At 43.0% G+C, this 15,657-nt stretch carries 16 protein-coding genes; 1 reads left to right on the top strand and 15 read right to left on the bottom strand.

The features are described from left to right. Positions 1-51: 51 nt before the first annotated feature. From ACFI6L_RS19550 to ACFI6L_RS19525, 6 genes are all read right to left on the bottom strand, one after another. Positions 52-447, bottom strand: coding sequence for an MAPEG family protein (locus tag ACFI6L_RS19550; protein ID WP_014976958.1), 396 nt, complete (start codon positions 445-447; stop codon positions 52-54). Between the two features lie 147 nt (positions 448-594). Next, the gene (adk, locus tag ACFI6L_RS19545; protein WP_014950043.1) at positions 595-1,239 is read right to left on the bottom strand and encodes an adenylate kinase; all 645 of its coding nucleotides are present in this window, start codon (positions 1,237-1,239) and stop codon (positions 595-597) included. A gap of 338 nt (positions 1,240-1,577) precedes the next feature. Beyond that, a complete protein-coding gene (gene htpG, locus ACFI6L_RS19540) occupies positions 1,578-3,500 on the bottom strand; it encodes a molecular chaperone HtpG (protein WP_101565182.1) in 1,923 nt (640 codons plus the stop codon). Positions 3,501-3,740: 240 nt separating this feature from the next. After that, positions 3,741-4,340, bottom strand: a complete 600-nt coding sequence (gene recR / locus ACFI6L_RS19535; protein WP_014950045.1) for a recombination mediator RecR — start codon at positions 4,338-4,340, stop codon at positions 3,741-3,743. 5 nt (positions 4,341-4,345) lie between these two features. Continuing rightward, the gene (locus tag ACFI6L_RS19530) at positions 4,346-5,293 is read right to left on the bottom strand and encodes a hypothetical protein (protein WP_014950046.1); all 948 of its coding nucleotides are present in this window, start codon (positions 5,291-5,293) and stop codon (positions 4,346-4,348) included. A gap of 241 nt (positions 5,294-5,534) precedes the next feature. Beyond that, on the bottom strand, positions 5,535-6,227 hold the full coding sequence (locus ACFI6L_RS19525; protein WP_232300868.1) for a hypothetical protein: 693 nt from the start codon (positions 6,225-6,227) through the stop codon (positions 5,535-5,537). A gap of 267 nt (positions 6,228-6,494) precedes the next feature. On the opposite strand from ACFI6L_RS19525, the gene ACFI6L_RS19520 reads away from it, so the two are divergent. Then, positions 6,495-7,283 (top strand): ferredoxin--NADP reductase, encoded by a 789-nt coding sequence (locus ACFI6L_RS19520; RefSeq protein ID WP_061486124.1) that lies wholly within the window; start codon positions 6,495-6,497, stop codon positions 7,281-7,283. A 136-nt stretch (positions 7,284-7,419) separates the two neighbouring features. Here ACFI6L_RS19520 and ACFI6L_RS19515 read toward each other — a convergent pair whose 3' ends face one another. From ACFI6L_RS19515 to ACFI6L_RS19475, 9 genes are all read right to left on the bottom strand, one after another. Then, positions 7,420-7,746 (bottom strand): YbaB/EbfC family nucleoid-associated protein, encoded by a 327-nt coding sequence (locus ACFI6L_RS19515; protein WP_014950049.1) that lies wholly within the window; start codon positions 7,744-7,746, stop codon positions 7,420-7,422. A 38-nt stretch (positions 7,747-7,784) separates the two neighbouring features. Beyond that, complete coding sequence (gene dnaX, locus ACFI6L_RS19510) at positions 7,785-10,898, bottom strand: DNA polymerase III subunit gamma/tau (RefSeq protein WP_462557994.1); 3,114 nt, start codon at positions 10,896-10,898, stop codon at positions 7,785-7,787. Between the two features lie 41 nt (positions 10,899-10,939). Next, complete coding sequence (apt, locus tag ACFI6L_RS19505) at positions 10,940-11,476, bottom strand: adenine phosphoribosyltransferase (RefSeq protein WP_014950051.1); 537 nt, start codon at positions 11,474-11,476, stop codon at positions 10,940-10,942. Positions 11,477-11,498: 22 nt separating this feature from the next. Next, complete coding sequence (locus ACFI6L_RS19500; RefSeq protein WP_256253717.1) at positions 11,499-11,621, bottom strand: hypothetical protein; 123 nt, start codon at positions 11,619-11,621, stop codon at positions 11,499-11,501. A gap of 153 nt (positions 11,622-11,774) precedes the next feature. Beyond that, positions 11,775-12,539 carry an HvfC family RiPP maturation protein gene (locus ACFI6L_RS19495; protein ID WP_462574636.1) on the bottom strand — a complete coding sequence of 255 codons (765 nt, stop codon included), beginning with the start codon at positions 12,537-12,539 and terminating at the stop codon, positions 11,775-11,777. Beyond that, the gene (locus tag ACFI6L_RS19490; protein ID WP_458724000.1) at positions 12,536-13,387 is read right to left on the bottom strand and encodes an HvfB family MNIO-type RiPP peptide maturase; all 852 of its coding nucleotides are present in this window, start codon (positions 13,385-13,387) and stop codon (positions 12,536-12,538) included. Before ACFI6L_RS19490 ends, ACFI6L_RS19495 begins: the two co-directional genes overlap by 4 nt. A 150-nt stretch (positions 13,388-13,537) precedes the next feature. Continuing rightward, entirely contained in the window at positions 13,538-13,969 is a 432-nt protein-coding gene (locus ACFI6L_RS19485; RefSeq protein ID WP_014976963.1) for an HvfA family oxazolone/thioamide-modified RiPP metallophore, read from the bottom strand. Positions 13,970-14,318: 349 nt separating this feature from the next. Then, positions 14,319-14,570, bottom strand: a complete 252-nt coding sequence (locus tag ACFI6L_RS19480; protein ID WP_283629231.1) for a nucleotidyl cyclase domain-containing protein — start codon at positions 14,568-14,570, stop codon at positions 14,319-14,321. A 27-nt stretch (positions 14,571-14,597) separates the two neighbouring features. After that, entirely contained in the window at positions 14,598-15,335 is a 738-nt protein-coding gene (locus tag ACFI6L_RS19475) for a substrate-binding periplasmic protein (protein ID WP_462557990.1), read from the bottom strand. Positions 15,336-15,657: the final 322 nt, after the last annotated feature.

Raw genomic sequence — 15,657 nt, 5'->3', positions numbered from 1 at the left:
TGCCAGCTAAGCTGGCATTTTTTATATATGTATTTACTTCTTTTGCAACGCTTACAGTCCGAAATGAATGAGCACCAAATTACCTATTGCTGCACACAGCATAGCAAGGAAAGTCAGGATCATACCCGCGAAGCGCTGCCAGCTAACGCCTGAGTGACGACCTAAGCCATAGGCATGTAATACACGGCCAAATAACAGTGCGCTCCCCAATGCGTGAACAGCCCACACTTGGCCAGTATTAGCTTCAAAACACGCTATCATAATAAGGGTGATGGGTACGTACTCGCTAAAGTTGCCGTGCGCTCTAGTCAAACGACTTAGATCTTCATGGCCACCATCGCCAATTCCCACTTGATGGCGACGTCTGGCGCCAATGACTAAAAACGACAAATACAGGTAGCAAATACCCAGTAAGCTGGCGTAAAACGCCGTGATTGGCAAAACCATGGTCTACTCCACATGTTCTAGTTATATCGCGTTGTATTAATCAGCGCTTAATTCAACATTCATGGTTGTCATTAAACGTTATCCGCTAATAAGTTACAAGCAACAAAAAAGGCCGCCTAAGCGACCTTTTGTTGACGTTGTTGGCAATTAACCTAAACGTTCAGCAAGTTCAGCACTCACTTCTTCAACTGGGCGCGTACCGTCAAGCTTGTGGTACTCACAGTTTCCAGCTTCCGCTTCAGCGCTGTAGTAGTTCACAAGCGGCTTTGTTTGCTCATGGTAAATCGCAAGACGCTTGCGCACTGTTTCTTCTTTATCGTCATCACGAACGATAAGGTCATCGCCTGTTTCATTGTCTTTACCTTCCACCTTTGGTGGGTTGTAAACAACGTGGTAAACGCGACCTGATGCAGGGTGTACACGACGACCACCCATACGTTCTACGATTACATCATCAGGAACGTCAAACTCGATGCAATGATCAACAGTGACACCTGCTTCTTTCATTGCGTCAGCCTGAGGAATAGTGCGAGGGAAACCGTCTAACAAGAAACCGTCTTTACAGTCATCTTGTGCAATACGCTCTTTTACTAGGCCAATGATAATCTCATCAGATACTAGTTTGCCTTCATCCATTACACGCTTTGCTTCAAGGCCTAGCTCTGTACCTGCTTTAATTGCAGCACGAAGCATGTCGCCCGTTGAAATTTGTGGAATGCCATATTTGCCCATTAAAAACTGAGCTTGTGTGCCCTTACCCGCGCCAGGAGCGCCGAGAAGAATGATTCGCATGAGTGCGTTCTCCGCTTATGATTTTTAAACTTTTTACTTCGGGCACTTTACACATTCAACACTGGGGTGACAAGTGTAAGCAGTACCGTAAAGTTAATCTTAAGACTAATGGCGAATATATGTTCAGCTTATAGGCACTTTTGTAAATTTGCGCCTACACCCATTCAGTAACTCATCTTATTTAAGATGAATAAGCTAACTCTTAATATGATTAACTTGAAATTTTAGACCGCCAAAATATAGCACAATAAAATGGCTAAACTTACTTTTGTTAGTCGTAGAAATAAAAAAACGGGCATTACGCCCGTTTTTAAATGTAAACCTAATGGTTTATTGCTTTATTTAGCTAACTTCATTAGAAGTGTGTTCAAGTTCTGTACAAAACTAGATGGGTCTTTCAAGCTCCCCTGTTCTGACAGTGCAGCTTGATCAAACAATACGCCTACCCACTGATTAAACAGCTCTTCATCTTGGGTATCCGCCAGCAGCTTCACCAAGCTATGCTCAGGGTTAAGTTCAAAGTGATACTTCACGTCTGGCACGGTCTGCCCTGCTGCCTGCATAAGCTTCATCATTTGCGTAGTCATGCCATTGTCATCTGCTACGATGACCGCAGGTGAATCTGTTAAGCGATGGGTAAATTTAACGTCTACAACCTTATCGCCAAGTGCAGTTTTAGCTCGTTCAAGAACACCTTCAACTTGCTTTTCTGCTTCTTCTTGCGCCTTCTTAGACTCTTCGTCTTCTAAGTCGCCTAAATCTAAGTTTCCTTTCGCAATTGAGACAAACTGCTTCTCGTTAAACTCAGTAAGGTGAGACATTAACCATTCGTCAATGCGCTCGCCCATCAATAGCACTTCAATTCCTTTCTTGCGGAAAATCTCAAGGTGAGGACTAGACTTGGCAGCTTGCAAGCTATCTGCTGTCACATAGTAAATCTTATCCTGGCCTTCTTTCATTCGCTCAATATAGTCAGCTAATGATACGGTTTGTGCATCAGACTCACCGTGTGTAGAAGAGAAGCGTAGCAAGCCAGCAATTTTCTCGCGGTTACTGAAATCTTCAGCCGGCCCTTCTTTTAACACGTTGCCGAATTCATTCCAGAACGACTGATATTTTTCATTGTCGTTCTTCGCCATTTTTTCAAGCATCTGCAATACGCGCTTAGTACAACCTTGGCGTAGCGCTTGCGTTATCTTATTGTCCTGTAGAATTTCACGAGACACGTTAAGCGGAAGATCATTGCTGTCTAGCAAACCTTTAACAAAACGTAGATAAGTAGGCATGAACTGTTCGGCGTCGTCCATAATGAAAACGCGTTGAACGTAAAGCTTAAGACCATGACTTTGGTCGCGATTCCACATATCAAACGGCGCTTTAGAAGGGATATACAATAAACTTGTATATTCTGTTTTACCCTCTACTTTGTTATGCGCCCATGCAAGCGGATCAGCAAAGTCATGAGAGATATGCTTGTAGAATTCGTTATACTCGTCATCAGAAATCTCAGACTTTTCGCGAGTCCAAAGAGCGGTGGCTTTGTTTACAACTTCCCATTCACCAGGCTGGCCTTCAATTTTTTCGCCATCAGGGCCTTCACTTTCAGGCACTTCATCTTTCCACATCTGCACAGGAATACTGATGTGATCAGAATACTTACTTACGATAGAGCGTAAACGCCATGCATCAGCAAATTCTTTTTCGTCTTCGCGTAGGTGAAGCGTAATCTCGGTGCCACGTGTAGGCTTGTTGATTTCAGCAATAGTGAATTCACCTTCACCGTCTGAAATCCACTCAACACCTTGCGATGCATCTGCACCAGCAGCACGAGTTCGCACCGTTACTTTGTCAGCTACGATGAACGCAGAGTAAAAGCCAACACCGAACTGGCCAATGAGTTGTGAGTCTTTAGCGCTATCGCCAGAAAGTTTGCTAAAGAAGTCTTTAGTGCCTGACTTAGCAATTGTACCCAAGTTCGCAATGACTTCATCGCGAGTCATACCAATACCGTTATCGGTAATGGTGACGGTATTTGCTTCTTTATCGACGCTAAGCTTTACGTTTAACTCGCCATCGTTTTCGTAAAGGCTGTCATTTTCTAGCGCACGAAAGCGTAACTTATCCGCAGCATCTGCCGCGTTTGACACTAACTCACGTAGAAAAATTTCTTTGTTTGAATACAAAGAGTGAATCATCAGATGAAGAAGCTGTTTTACTTCTGTTTGAAAACCGTGGGTTTCTTTGTGGGCTGCTTCAGCCATAATCCAATATCTCCTCGTTGAATGGATCACGTTTGATGTTAAACAGGTAAGGTCGCTCAACGCACTTTTCAACGTTTAGAACGAAAATTTATTTTTTATAAGGAGATTTATCTTCAATAAAGTTTGATGTTGAGTATATTGTGGGCGAGCGATAAGAGAGAACGTGACGTAGGCCCGCCAGATGCGGACCCACGTTGAGTGTTTTAATTACTAAGAATGGGTATACCCCAATTTACAGTACTATAGTTTGCGGCGACCCGAAAATGCGTGGGTGAGAGTATTACCATCAATATACTCGAGCTCTCCCCCAACCGGCACGCCGTGGGCAATTCGAGACGCATCAACGTTATGGCTTGCACAAAGTTGAGCGATATAATGTGCCGTGGCCTCCCCCTCTACAGTCGGGTTTGTGGCGAGGATAACTTCATTTATCCCACCTGCGGCAAGACGAGCCTCAAGCTCAGTAAGACCAATTTCTTCTGGCCCAACGCCGTCAATAGGAGACAAATGACCCATAAGCACAAAATACTGCCCCTTGTAACTTAAGGTTTGTTCGATTGCTAGTACGTCTTGTGGGCTTTCAACAATACATAACAAGCCACTTGCTTCTCTTTCAGGGTGACGACAAATGTCACATAGCTCGTCTTCAGTAAATGTTCTGCAGCGCTTACAATGATGAATATGCTCCATGGCGTTGTGTAATACGTTGCTTAAATCAATTGCTCCAGTGCGATTACGCTCTAATAGGTGGAATGCCATACGCTGAGCGCTCTTGTTGCCAACGCCGGGAAGACACGTTAGTGCCTGAATTAATTCTGAGAGTAGCGGACTGAACTTCATAGTATTTACTGCTTTGGTGCTTTTTCTTTTTGATTCGAGCTTTCGCGGTATTTAATCACGTTCCGCTTTGCTTGGTCGAGCTTAACTTCATAAATGTTGCCCCCAAATAACCCCTTGTACTCTTCATCGGTGAAAACCAGCGTGTTGTCGTCATAAAACGTCACTGCCTCTTTTTGTGTGACTACGCCTAAATCAATACGCGACACATCGCCACTGAAGAAGTTATCGCCTTCAAAGTTTTCAAATAACCACAGGCTTGTTGAATCTAACAGCACCAGTTTAGTCCTATCAGGGCTTATTGCAGCCGATGTGATCCAGCATAACTTTTCAAGGGTTGTACAGGTTTTAAATTCGCCGATGAGCTGTGCGTCAAAGTTAGCGGCATGGTCCCCCACCTTATACAACTTGGTGATGCCATCGAAGGGTTTTGTTCTATTTTTTGTAAACAGGTATAGGTTACGCTTGTACTCTACGAACGCTTCCAAATCGTAGTTCTTGTCTTTCGGTTTTACTTTTCCTTTTCCCATTTCCGGGTAAGTAAACTTAATGATTTCTGCTTCTGTGGTATCGGTTTTTATGTCAATGGGGTTTTCAATTTTATAAATCGTTAACCAGCGTCGCTTGTTGTCATTGTTACCGAAGTCTCCTAAAAAGAAATGACCGAAACTGTTTTGTGTCATATCTTCCCAGTCAACGTTTTTGGCATTTGTAACTGTAACTTCCCTCTCAATAGTTCCATCTTTATTGAGCATATAAAGGATAGGTCCATCGCCACTGTCGTTAATGGCCCAAAGCCTTTTGTATTTATCGTATTCTATACCTGAAATTTCCTTAAGCTTCGGGTCGACCGTTACTGTTTTCATTTTAAACAGGTCGTGAATACTCATAAAAAACAACACGGTTGCGATGGGTAGTAAAATAACCGTGGTGATAACTAAGCCTTTCCTTAGCACTACTAAAACCTCTATTTTAACGAGTTAACTTTCGCGATTAGCGGTTAACTGAACACGTTGAGTTTTCTGAAAGATAAAAAACGCAATGATACAACGATCATTCAACTATTTGGGACACTTTTTCTACGGAACAACGGTTAAATGAGATTTTACTGTTAATGTCGATGAGTTGGGCATGCGCTCAATATTTGTAAGCTGTGTATCAGCCCATAATTATCAACGTATCATGCTGAAAACAAGCCTAACCTTTATCAGTAAGTAGACGTTGACGTCCATCTTTATTGAATACGGTTTCATCGTGCTTTATGAATTTTTCAATGATTGACTGCTCATGGTCAGTAAATGCAGTTTCAAAATTTTGATGACCAACGCTCACTGTAGCTTTTTGCCCATTTGCTAACTTTTCGTTAGCCAGCGCTAACTGACTAATGAAATCATTTAACGATATCCGATTGTATGTAAAGATCCCGGGCTTACTCAATGATGCAGGTGTGAGTAAGTCATCATGTTCAAGCATAAAGGCGTGTTTGAAAATTGCTTGAGACTTTGTGAAGCAGGCAGTAGGGCTGCGCAGAGTAGCAGCTTCTGGAAGCGCTTTAATACGGATGCTCTGACCATTGTCTGCGGTTTGCCAAGTTACACCACACACACTAACACTAAATGCATCCACCTGATTAGCAGTTTCCTTTCGCGCTAGCGTTGAGACGGTATCCAATGCTTGAAGCTCAGCAAGAACTTGAGGTAAAGACGTCATTGAGAGCTTTTCAATTGTTATCTTTCCCGCGTTGGACTGATAAGTAAGCTTCAGCGTGTTCTCTAGATAGTAGACTTGGCCTGTGTCCTTCCAAAGGGATACAGCGGTATTATTGATAGACGGGTTTTCGACGGCACAATCACGTTGGGCCTGAAAGCGTTTTAACATTTTTGCTAACACAGCGTCCTCCCTCATTTCGAACTGCCACATTCTATTATTTGTGTTCCTTTGCTATGCGCAAGCTAAATGACTGAATGTGACAGTGTTTTAATGTTACGGAAGAAAGGCCTGGTTGAACTATTGCTAAAAATACTTATTTAAAACTGATAGCACGTTAGATTTTACGTGCGTATACCGACACCACAAACGTTAATGATAACTATTATCATATTGTAAAGTGTGCGAGAATGGCAGCATGGCTTGATGACTAAGTAAGTAGGAAAACGAATGCGAAATCTTATAAACGCAACCGTAACCCAAGTTCACCATTGGAATGACACTCTGTTTAGTTTCAAAACAACGAGAGAATCATCTTTTCGTTTTGAAAGTGGTCAATTCGTTATGATTGGTCTTGAAGTAGATGGTAGGCCACTGATGAGGGCCTACAGCATCGCAAGCCCAAATTATGATGAGGAATTGGAATTTTTTAGTATTAAGGTGCCAGATGGTGCGCTTACTTCTCGCCTTCAAAATATAGAACCTGGTGACCAGGTAATGATTAATGTTAGGCCTACAGGTACGCTCGTGCCTGGTTTCTTGTTACCCGGAAAACATCTTTATTTGCTCAGCACTGGTACAGGTCTAGCACCATTTATGAGTATTATCAGAGATCCTTTCATTTATGAAAGCTTTGAAAAAATTATATTAGTTCACGGAACGCGGTGGCGCTCTGAACTTGCCTATCAAGACGAAATTGAGCACCAACTTCCTAACAACCCTTATTTCGGTGACGAAGTGCGTGAGAAACTCATTTACTATCCTACTGTTACGAGAGAAAGTTATGAGAAAAACGGTATCGCTCATGAAGGACGGATAACGAAGCTAATTGAAAGCGGAAAGTTGCTGGATGATATAGGTATGCCTGAATTAGACACTGAAAATGACAGATTCATGCTATGTGGCAACGACAACATGCTACAAGACCTTATGTCTATGCTAGACGGCAAGGGCTTCTCGAAAGCTAACTCGCGTCGTCAGGGGCATTATGTAATTGAACAAGCATTTATAGAAAAGTAATGCGCAACGCAATTGCCTGACCATCGGCAACATTTTAAGTTTTCAATAAAAATCGCCGGCGTGTTGCCGGCGACTTTCTATGATTTCACTCGCAAAATACTTGCAAGCTGTATCGCTTCTAGCTTTACATAATTATTTAAAACGGCATTTTGAAGCCAGGAGGTAATGGCATTCCGCCAGTTACATCACCCATCTTCTCTTTGCTAGTTTCTTGAACTCGACGTACCGCGTCGTTAAATGCTGCAGCAACCAAATCTTCAACCATATCTTTGTCGTCGTCCATCAATGACTCATCAATGTCTACACGACGCACGTTGTGGTTGCACGTCATGGTTACTTTAACCATGCCTGCACCCGCTTCACCTGTTACTTCAATTTTGGCTAGGTCGTCTTGTGCTTTTTGCATGCGCTCTTGCATTTGCTGCGCCTGCTTCATGATATTGCCCATTCCACCTTTAAACATAATTTTTGTCTCGCTTCGTTTTGGTGTTAATAATTCTGCTATCGCGCTTTAACCGAATCGGTTAGCACTGACGCATCGAAAGTCGATAGCAATGCTTGAATTGTATCGTCGGTTTTAATCACCGAGTGTGCATGCGCATGGCGCATGGCATGAATCTCTTGTTGTAACGCAAAAGGTGTAGATGCTGGTTCACCTAACGTGATATTTACTTCAACATTTTCACCCAACCCATGATGGATTGCATCAACCAATTGCTTTTTCGCACTATCATTTAATAAATGCGTCTGACTATGGTCAATTTCAAGGGACACTTGATTGCCCGCTCGAGAAAATGATGCGTGCAGCACCAATTGTTTGAGTAGACCAGCAACTGGCATTTGCTCAACTAGATTGCTCCATTCGTCAATTTGGCTAGCGTGAGTTAATTTGCTTCCGTCATTTAAGTACGCTTTTAACTGCCCGTCATAGGTACTGCTCAGCGGCGTATCAAAATTTAGAGCATCCCGCGCAAAAGACCGATCTCCCGCACTTTCCATCTGCTCAGGGGCACTATCGTAATTCGAACTGCTATCAGAGGGAGTTTCAACATAGTCAGCACCTTCTACGTGTTGAGGTGGGTGATTATCGTAATCAGTAGCCCAAGGTGGCATATCCTCAACAGGTGTTTCCGAGTTTGATTGCACCTCAGATTCGTCATTTGAAAAAGGCATATCCTCTTCAAATTCATCAAGCGAGAAATCGCTCGTGTTGTTTGAGCTAGAATGACTCTTTTCTGACTCGCTAGTATGCATAGTGTCAGAAGAATGCGCGTAAGTATTACCTAAAAACGAGCCTGAATTTGTACTTTCCAGTTGAGTAGTGTCACCGCGCGCAACACTATTATCTTTATGTTCTGAGCCGCTATCTATACGCTCCGGGGTGTTCTCTCTAAGCTCTGGGCTATTATTTAGAGGCTTAGGGCTACTATTTAGAGGCTCAGGGCTATGGTCTTGCAGCTCACGGCTGTCTTCATGCCCAACGGGGTTTAAATCACCACTCTTGATTTCGTTATCAGCGCTAGCCTGCCCTGCAATATTATCGCTACCCTTGTTAACTCCATGTGCAGTTTGTGCAGTACTCAAAGCCTCGGCTTTACTTCTGGTAAAGCGCGCTTGAATATCACTTGCACTTTCGGTCTTAGCATTTGCTGCGCTGGTACTTTTTGACTCTGCGTCTTGTGCTTTTCTTTGCTTTAACTTTTGACGAAGTGCCAACATATCAGCCGTAGAGGTAAGCTGCTCTTCAGCGGTTAATGAGGACGGTTCGTTCTCGTGCGCCAACGACTCGCTGTTTTTATCAGAGCCTTTGGCGTTATGAGAGCCTTCAGCGTCATAAGAGCCCTCAGCGTTATGAAAACCCTCAGCGCTTTGAAAACCTTCAAAACCTAAGGAACCATCATCTTCTGACGGAGGTGGCATATCGTCCATGTACGCATCTAACGGAGGTCCATCGAAATATTGCGCTGCTTCGTTATGGGGCGCACTGACTTCACTTGGCGTTGGTTCAAGCTCTGCAGCAACGCTTTCTGTTTGTACCGCTTGTTCCGCGGTGTTTTCTACGGGTAGTTCTTCAATAGACGAAGTTGGAGCTGGCTTTACGGATTCATCATCATGTGAAGCATCACGCTCAAGTGCTGTAGTTTGAGTTGTCGTTGCACCTGACTCTGCATGAGGTAGCGCCGACAGAATATCACTTCCACTCAACTCGCTTTCATCAGCGGCTGCATGTTCCTGCTCTTGCTGTGATTCAAATGGAGACGTAGATTGTTCTTGCTGCTCTTTTTCGATTATTGATGTAGCAAGTGAGTCTGGGGTAGATAGCGCACTTTCTAACGACTGTTCAGAGGTAGATTCAACCGATAGATGTGAAGGCGTCTCCTCCTGCACATTGGTTGCAGAAGTTTCGCTTAACGGCGCTTCCTCCTGCTTACCGACGTTTCCCGGGCCACCACTGGAAGAAGCATGATCTACAGGTAAACTATGCTCACTCCTCCCGTTTTCAATTTCACTTGCCGTGTCGTCGATGGGGGTGTTTGGAGCAAACGACATCATTCGCATCAATGTCATTTCAAACGCACTTTTTCCATCCGCAGCAAACGGTAAGTCTTTTCTTCCTTGCAGCGCGATTTGATAAAGCAGCTGCACTTGCTCAGCTGGAATAGTTTTCGCTAATTGAAATATCGCTTTAGCCGATGTGGTTTCTAGCTTACATGCTTCAGGCACCCATTGCGTTAATGCTATTTGGTGCAGCAGGCTAGCCAATTCGCTGTGTACGTTGTCATAATCGGGGGCTTGCTCTGCGATGTCATTGACCAACTGCAATACATCAGCAGGACTTTTACTTACCACAGCATGAACCACTTTAAGCAACTGGTTCTTATCCATCAGCCCCAGCATATCGGTTACCACCGATGCCAACACTTGATTTCCACCCTGTGCAATCGCTTGGTCAGTTAAACTCAGCGCATCACGCATACTGCCCTGGGCGGCTCTTGCCAAAAGCGCTAGCGCTTGTGGCTCAAAAGGCAGCTGTTCATGCTCTAAAATATGCTGCAGCTGTCCAACAATCTGCTCCCGAGACATGGCTTTCAAGTTAAACTGCAAGCAACGGGATAAGATGGTTATCGGAAGCTTTTGAGGATCGGTGGTCGCCAGTAAGAACTTAACGTGTGGAGGTGGCTCTTCCAGCGTTTTTAACAGCGCATTAAAGCTGTGTTTTGAAAGCATGTGTACCTCATCGATAAGGTACACTTTGTAACGCCCGCGAGTGGGTTTGTATTGCACGTTATCAAGAAGCTCGCGAGTATCCTCAACTTTGGTTCTTGATGCAGCGTCAATCTCTAACAAGTCAACGTAGTTCCCCTGCTCTATCTCTTTACAGGTGTTACATTGACCGCAAGGGTTAGCCCCTTGTCCTTCTTCGCAGTTAAGGCTTTTCGAAAAAATACGTGCAATGGTAGTTTTACCTACGCCTCGCGTACCTGTAAACAGATAAGCGTGGTGTAGACGATCGTTATCCAAAGCATTTGAAATGGCAGAGACAACATGTTCCTGACCCACAAGTTCACTGAACTTGCCCGGTCGCCACTTCCTTGCTAGTACCTGATAACTCATTATTACGTATTTCGCCTTTTGCTAGTTATGCTTTATAGCGATTATTCGCCTTCAAACTCACAAATAGAGTAGCTTTCTATATCAAGCGTACTCAATTTCTTCTCGCCACCTAGGTCCGGTAAGTTAATAACAAAACCTGCATGGTTTACTTCACCGCCTAGTGAACGAATTAGTTTCGCAGAAGCGGCTATCGTTCCACCAGTTGCAAGTAAATCGTCAATAAGAAGGACTTTATCACCTGGCTCAATGGCATCTTTATGGATTTCCAATGTATCCATGCCATATTCAAGCTCGTAGCTCTCGCTAACTACTTCACGAGGAAGTTTGTTGGGTTTTCTCACTGGAACAAAACCAATGCCCATTTCGATGGCCAATGGCGCACCAAAAAGGAACCCGCGTGCTTCAGTACCTGCTATCTTGGTAAATCCCATACCTTGATACTTTTCTACAAGTAACGAGATACAGCTACTAAATGCTTTGTGATCTTCTAAAACGCTGGTCACATCTCTAAATAAAATACCTGGCTTTGGATAGTCAGGTACGGTTTTCACTACTGATTTAATATATTCTGCAGTCACAATTATGCCTTGAATGTCTGCGTTATAACCAGAAGGTGAACCAGCCGGCGATGATATGCATCAACGGGAACGCGATTAGAGTTACTAGCGATGCTAGAAAGTACCACTTGTTATAGACTTCTTTGAAATCTGAATTGTCAGCCATTTGCACTACCTAAACAATTTTGTGAACAAAAAAATGGTGCTAAATGTTAATCGAAAGCAAGCCCGATTGACAGCGCTAATATGATCGATCGCTCACTTTCAGACCAGATCCTGGCGAAAGTTTAATATAAAGCAGGTAAATAGTAATGGTTACTTAGGATACTGGAAGCAGTATTCCTTTTTGTAACATGTCAGTGAGGGTTTGGTTCATACCATTTATAAGCACGTTTGAAGGAATTTGGGGAAGTTGTTGGCACAACGACTCAGCTAATTGTTCTATTTCCATCCCCAGTTCATTTTGTTCCAGCGTGTTGACTAAAATAGCCGTCACCGGATTAACATGAGCAAATTGAACGTCAAACTCACGGTCTTTGTAAACAACGTAGAACTGCTGTTCTTGGGCAGGTTGCTCTGGGATATAATCCTCACCAATTAGATGGACTTCGAACTGATATGCCGCCAACGAGGCATACGGTGACACCCTAATTGCGGTAACATTGTTTCCTTGTTGATAAAATTCAATGTCGTCTTCGTTTTTTCTGATACTGACGTCAAGCTCAAGCCACTCATAGTGAGCAAGCTCCGCAGCAAAGTCAGGCAGAGTAATATCGAAGTTTGGCTCTGTTGAAAGGTACTCAACGAACTCTTTACTTATTTCAGCAAAATAAGGAGAGCGGCATTCGTGCTCAATAAAAAATTGACGCACAATACTCTCCCAGCCTTTTTCACCATACTGTTTTACCACAATAGATTTTAAAACGGGAAAACCGGTACTGACGAAATTATCGATGTTGTTAAAAAACAGGGATTGATAGATTTTCATACGACGAATGTGATCAGCGTCGGTATCACAAAATGTCTGTGGGTCTTTGATCGCATCAACGAACGTTTTTTGAGTGGTTTGAAATGACTGAGTCACGCGACACTTCCTTTAACGTTTGATGCTTGAACAGCTTCGCATTTTGCTTGAATTTGCTTAATTTTCTTCACTTCCGCTAATAATTCGCTTAACGGGGGAATATTAAAATCACGCTCTAGCAAAGTCGGAAATACGCCGTGAGTAAGGTAAGCATGCTCCAACAGCGCCCAAACTGGCTCAATGACATCAGCCCCGTGAGTATCAACTTTCAAATCCTCTGCTTCATCATAATGACCAGCAATATGGCCATACACAATTTTGTCTGAGGGCAAGCCGTTAATAAACGCTCTCGCATCGTATTTATGGTTGATACTGTTCACGTAAACATTGTTTACGTCGAGAAGCATTTTGCAACCCGATTCATTTAGTATGCTCTTGGTAAATTCAAGTTCATCCATCTCTTGGCCTGGCGCAATGTAATAAGAGACATTTTCTAAGACCAGCGGTCGTTCGATGATATCTTGAACTTGAACAATTCGAGATACTACGTGCTTAATCGCGTCTTCAGTAAAAGGAATTGGCATCAGATCGTACATATGCCCGTTGCCAGAACAAAAGCTTAAGTGCTCGCTATACAAAGCAATATTGTTTGCATCTAAAAATCGCTTAACGGTTTTTACAAACTCGACATCTAGTTTGTCAATACTTCCGATAGACAAAGATAAACCATGAGTTGTAAAGGGAGCTTGCGAAGACGCTTGCTGAAATTGTTCTTGGTACTTCCCACCAAGTGGGATCCAATTTTCAGGGGCAACTTCCCAAAAATCGACTTCAGATGGCAATGTAGGTAAAAGCGCTTTTAGCATTTCCCGACGAAACCCAAGACCTGCGCCACAGATGTTTTTCATATCTTCCCCTTTACCGCATGGGATTGCACAATAGTAACGTACGTTACTAGACAAAAAAGGCCATCATTCGACAGCCATTTTTTTGCTAAGCGTAACTCGTGTAGCCTTCATCATTCTTTTTCAAGCTACACGATGTTTTTTGAATGGCGGTTACATGCTACCGCATTTGCCTTCGCCGCACTTGCCTTCTTTACCAGCTTTCTTGTCGCCGCCACATTTACCTTCGCCGCACTTGCCTTCTTTGTCAGCTTTCTTGTCGCCGCCACATTTGCCTTCGCCGCACTTGCCTTCTTTGTCAGCTTTCTTGTCTCCGCCGCACTTACCTTCGCCACACTTGCCTTCTTTTTCAGCTTTCTTGTCGCCGCCACACTTACCTTCGCCGCACTTGCCTTCTTTCTCTGCTTTGTCGCCGCCACATTTACCTTCGCCACACTTGCCTTCCGCAGCGAATTGGCTGTAACCAGATTCTAATGCTTGCATACCAAATGGATTTACATCTGCTACTGCAACCGTTGACGCCAAAGAGCCAATTACAACTGCACCCAACGCTGTCGCTACTGATGATTTTTTGATTTGTTTCATTGATGTACCCTCAATAATATTAGTCATGTTTGACGTACAGTAAGCACGTGTACTTTAAAAGACCCTGTGGGCTTAAAGGATATTTCACAAAAATTAATTTTTTTACAATTAATTTTTATGACATTGATATTAAAAGGTTTTATATTAACAAAAGTGTATCTGCATACTTTTACAATAAGTTAACAGGAAAAGTTAAGTACAGTACCTACAAAAAGTACAGGGTAAACGCGGTGAAGCAACAATTTTATCTAGGTCAATGGCAAGTCGATGTAACCAGCAATACTCTATCTCTCGGCAAGCTTAAGAGAACTATAGAGCCGAAAACCATGGATGTTCTGCTGCTGTTGTGTCAGCAAAAAGGAGAAGTAGTATCCTCTGACGAGATCGTTGCTCGGTGCTGGCCTAGACATATTTGTTCACTGCCTCGAAATTTAGCTTTATACAAAAGCGTATCAGCCGCTTGCAACAGCGCAGTTATGTTCTCATAACAAAGATTTTCATTCGTTGCCACTCCCATATTAACGGTGAGCTTTTTATTCGACACGAGTATGAAGTGCCTGACACTGAGTGGGGCACGGAGCCGATCGATTCGTATAGGCAACAGTTGCGTAGCTTGGTAAGGAAAGAGTTATTTATTCGCACTTCGATAGGATTCTAATATTGTAGAGTCACTTATATGTGTAGTAACCAGATTCAAACTATCAACAAGTTCATCTTTGTACCTGCTGTGATTTGAAACTGCAAAATAGGAAGGTATGGTCAACTTGTCTGAAATACTTACCTCAACCAATCGACTACCTAATGCCTCTGTATAAAATTGATAGGGTTGTTTGTAGCTAATTAGATAAGACGTTCTTCCAACATCAAAAAGGTGAATCGCGTCGCTACTTGTCGGCATATCAAAAAATTCAAAACCTTCTTGCTTAAGTGCCTGTCGAATCCCTAAATAGTCATAGCCGCGAATTGCCGAAATTAACTTACCATCCGCAAGTTGTCCGTTATGTAGAAGTACAATAGTTAAGTAAACAAATGGAGCGTTTATAAATGTAGCGTTCTGATCTAACGCTGAAGTACCTCTGACATTAATTGTGAGATCGACTTTCCCGGTCTTCACACGTTCAAACAAACGAGCCGGAGGCATGCATTCAACTAACACGTGATAATTCATTTTAGTCAATATGGCTACAGTTGCATCTATCGCTACACCATGACAACGCGAAGAGTCGGGTTCTTTAATCACTAATGGCGGAAACTCAACGACACCAAGCGTAATAGACTTTTCTGTTTTTAAATTTTCTTCAGAGCTTGCGCAATACGCCCAAGAAATAAGAATTAAGCAATAACCTAAAAGAACCTTACGTTTCACATTTTTACCGATTTATTCACTGATAAATTACTTATATAGGATTTTGCGAATAAATAATAGGAAGGAGATGTTATTACTAGATCTCTCCAGTCAAAATATGCTTACAGCCCAAGCATACAAGAAATGGGGTCAGAGTACATTTCTCTGATTTAACGGCGCTGGAGGGCATGGGTACTTTGACTCGGTTCTGGTAATCTGGGTAATAAAGTACTCTGACCCCAATTTGAGGTTTTGCTTGGGGTGATGGGGATTAATGTACTCTGACCCCATTTTTTCTTTCTTCCAAACGCAAAAAACCCGCCGTAAGGCGGGTTTCTTTAAT

The organism is Alteromonas sp. G4i35 (assembly GCF_054960375.1).
Note: the sequence above shows the minus strand (reverse complement) of the source record. Positions and strands in the feature narration are given on the sequence as shown.